The sequence below is a fragment of the Mesorhizobium sp. M1A.F.Ca.IN.022.07.1.1 genome (assembly GCF_003997575.1).
GTDB lineage: Bacteria > Pseudomonadota > Alphaproteobacteria > Rhizobiales > Rhizobiaceae > Mesorhizobium.
Genome location: NZ_RZST01000484.1, coordinates 1 through 3,352 on the forward strand (window position 1 = coordinate 1; position 3,352 = coordinate 3,352).

Genomic DNA, 3,352 nt, shown 5'->3' on the forward strand with positions numbered 1-3,352 from the left:
CGCCTATGCCGGCCTCATGGACGCATTCAAGGCCGCCGCCTGACTGTCGGCGGTTAGAACATTATTTCGCTGCACGCGACGCGTCATCGCGCCGCCTTGCGCGAGGCGTCGGGCCGATCCACCTTTGACGGACGAGAAGCGGTTCCGAACGGAAAAACCGCCACGCACCTTCCTCAAACTGCCGATGAGACCCGTCTTGGACAAGCGTGCCAACCCCGCCCCCGGCTTTCAGCGCAATCCCGACAAGGTGATAACGATCGAGCCTTATCGCGGCACCGTCACGGTCAGCGCCGGCGACGTCGTCATCGCCCGGTCTACCCGGGCCAGGCTCTTGTCGGAACCGCCCTACCCGGCGGTTTTCTATATTCCCTTCGACGATATCGATCTCAGCAAGCTCGCCAGGACCGAGCATTCGACGCATTGTCCCTACAAGGGCAACGCGAGCTATTGGAGCGTGCTGCCGGCCGGCGACAGCGGCAGGGACGCGATGTGGGCCTATGAGCAGCCTTTCGACGAAGTGGTCGAGATCCGCGATCACGGCGCGTTCTATACGAGCAAGGTGACGGTCGAGACTAAGCCGGAGTGATAGACTGCGGCGGAAAGCATCGCGGATCTCCGAGGTCGCTGAGCCTTCCAGCCGTCGTCATCAACCTCCGCCACGGATCAATCCGTGGTGCCGTCGTTGCCGACGTCGTCGGCGTCGTCCAGCCGAACGAAGGTCAGGCCCTTCTGCTTCAGGGCGAGCAGGCCCTGGACGACACCCTCGCCCGCGGCATGGGTCGGCTGGTTGATGTGAGCGATGATGACGTCGCCATCCTTGGCAGCGGCGATGCGCCGGGCGGTTTCCTTGGCGCCGAGCAGTGAGCCGCCGTCGCCATTGACGGAAAAGCCCGCGACCTTGAAGCCCAGCTTGCGGATCATGGCGATCGCCGACGGGCTGTATTCGGCGGTGGCGCCGCGAAACCATTTCGGCGGCGGGCCGCCGGCGCTCGCAAGCGCCGCGGCACCCGACTCGACCTCGGCCTGAACGGCATCAGGACTGCCGGCACTGCTGATGCCGTAGATCTTGCGGGGCGTGTCGACCGCCGGGATGTGGCGGCCACCGTGGTTTTCCAGTTCGAACAGATCAGGATGCGCGCGCATGATCCCGACAGCGGCGGCGTTGCGCTTCAGCCAGATGCCGGTGACGAAGATAGTCGCGGGAATTTTGTTTTCTACCAGGGCCGAAAGAATGCGCGTATCGGTCTTCCCGCCGCAGGCGTCCAGCGTGAGCGCGACACGGCCACCGCCGCCTTGCGGCGTCAGATGCAACGTCGGTTCGACCAGCGTCCCGGCATTGCCAGCCGAGACCACGACAAGCGATAGCGCGATCGCGCAAAGAGATTTTTGAAGCAAACCCGTCATTCCCATGCCCGGCCCGTCAAGCCGCTCAACCGCAAGATGGCGTCAACAAGACGCGCATCTAGGCGAAAATCGGAACGGTTCGCATCCGAAAAGCCACCGCGCGACAATTTGCATGGAGAGTAGCTGTAAAAGCTCAACACGCCTTTAGCAGACCTGAGCTAGACCGCCTGCTCAAGCGCCACGTCGGTACGCGCCAAAAGTTCGCGCACCGCCTCGACCACGGAATCCACTTCAAGGCGCCAGACACAGCATGCCTTGCTCGAATCGGTCCGACGGCACAGGTCGCCGCCGACGCAATCGCAGGGCATGGAGGGGCGCAACGAGATGCTGGGGACCCCGACCGGGCCCCATCGAACCGGATTGGTCCGGCCGAACAGACCGACGACCGGAGTGCCGGCTGCGGCCGCCATATGCATCGGGCCGCTCTCATTGCCGAGGAATAACCTGGCCTCCTTGAGCAGCGCCAGCAACGTTTCGAGCGAGAGCGTGCCGACCAGATTGACGACCGGCGTTTTCGCTGCCGCCATGATCTTGTCCGCCGCCTCGTGCTCATCAGGGCCGCCGATCAGCACAGCGTCCAGGCCAGTTTCGGACGATATCCGTTCGATCGCGGCCGCAAAGCGCTCCGGCTGCCAGCGACGCCCGATGAAGCTCGCCCCCGCATGCACCGCCACGAAGGCATTTGGCCGCAAATGATGCTTGCTCAGCAAGGCGAGCGCTTGCGTCGTTTCGAAGGGCAGCGGGCGGATAGCCGGTGCCCTGACGCGCAGGTCGACGCCGAGCACCTCGAGCGGCGACAAATAGCGGAAGAGATAATGTTTTTCGCCGAATCCGTACGGCTTCATCCTGACATTGGCAGGCTGGCGCTCAAGCCAGCGCAGAGGTCGCTCCGTCGGATAGTGGCCGACACGAATCGGGGCACGGACCAATCCGGACACCAGCCGCGAAGTCTTGGAATCGGTGATGTCGATGACCATGTCGAAGCGGTGCCGCCGCAAAGTTCGCACGACCCGGACAAGCTCGCGCCCGCGCTGGAGCGGCGTGCCGCGCATGCCGGCACGGCTGAACGAAACGACCTCCGCTGCGATGCCATGCGCTGTTAGAAATCCAGCAAACCTGGCATCGCACAGGAACACGACCTTCACACCTGGATATTCGAGCTGAAGGTTCTTCGCCAAGGCAGAGGCAAGCACGATGTCGCCTATGAACTTGGTCTGCATGATCAGGATCGATCGGAAAGAGGTGGGGGAAATCTGCAACATCTGTTTCACGCCCCGAGTAATTCGGAACCAGAAACTGCCCAGGAACGATGTCGAGATTGAGAACCAGCGCGCGCACGTTCGCGTGAGTTTCCATACGAAATCGTAAGATGGAGCGCGCCGTTCAGGCGCGCTTGGCTCTTCCCTTCGCGGCCTCCACGGCCGCCTGGGCCGCAGCCAGCCGGGCAATCGGTACACGGTAAGGCGAGCATGACACATAGTCGAGGCCGACCTCTTCGCAGAAGCGGATCGAGGCCGGGTCGCCGCCATGCTCGCCGCAAATGCCGAGCTTGATGTCGGGTCGTGTTCCCTTGCCCTTTTCCGCCGCAATCCGCACCAGTTCGCCGACACCGTCGATGTCCAGCGAAACGAACGGATCCTGTTCGATGATACCTTTCTGCCGGTAGGTTTCAAGGAAGGAGGCCGCATCGTCGCGCGAGATGCCGAAAGTCGTCTGGGTCAGATCGTTGGTGCCGAAGGAGAAGAACTCGGCCGCTTCGGCAATGACATGGGCGCGGATGGCTGCGCGCGGCAGCTCGATCATGGTGCCGGTAAGATAGTCGATCTTGGTGCCGGTCTCCTGCATGACGCTTTGCGCGACGGCATCGATGCGCGCCTTGACGTATTGCAGCTCCTTCACGAGGCCGACCAGCGGCACCATGATTTCGGGCACCACCAGCGCGCCGGCC

General features: G+C 63.1%; 4 protein-coding genes. 1 reads left to right on the forward strand and 3 read right to left on the reverse strand.

Going from position 1 to position 3,352, the window contains the following annotated elements; genetic code table 11:
* The first annotated feature begins 196 nt into the window (after nucleotides 1-196).
* On the forward strand, nucleotides 197-586 hold the full coding sequence (locus EOA75_RS30815) for a DUF427 domain-containing protein (protein ID WP_095800264.1): 390 nt from the start codon (nucleotides 197-199) through the stop codon (nucleotides 584-586).
* Between the two features lie 77 nt (nucleotides 587-663).
* Here EOA75_RS30815 and EOA75_RS30820 read toward each other — a convergent pair whose 3' ends face one another.
* From EOA75_RS30820 to EOA75_RS30830, 3 genes are all read right to left on the reverse strand, one after another.
* Nucleotides 664-1,410 (reverse strand): polysaccharide deacetylase family protein, encoded by a 747-nt coding sequence (locus EOA75_RS30820; RefSeq protein ID WP_170950236.1) that lies wholly within the window; start codon nucleotides 1,408-1,410, stop codon nucleotides 664-666.
* Nucleotides 1,411-1,562: 152 nt separating this feature from the next.
* Nucleotides 1,563-2,456 (reverse strand): glycosyltransferase family 9 protein, encoded by an 894-nt coding sequence (locus EOA75_RS30825; RefSeq protein WP_245466789.1) that lies wholly within the window; start codon nucleotides 2,454-2,456, stop codon nucleotides 1,563-1,565.
* Nucleotides 2,457-2,787: 331 nt separating this feature from the next.
* A partial coding sequence (locus EOA75_RS30830) for a putative PEP-binding protein (protein WP_348628692.1) occupies nucleotides 2,788-3,352 on the reverse strand: 565 nt, incomplete at its 5' end.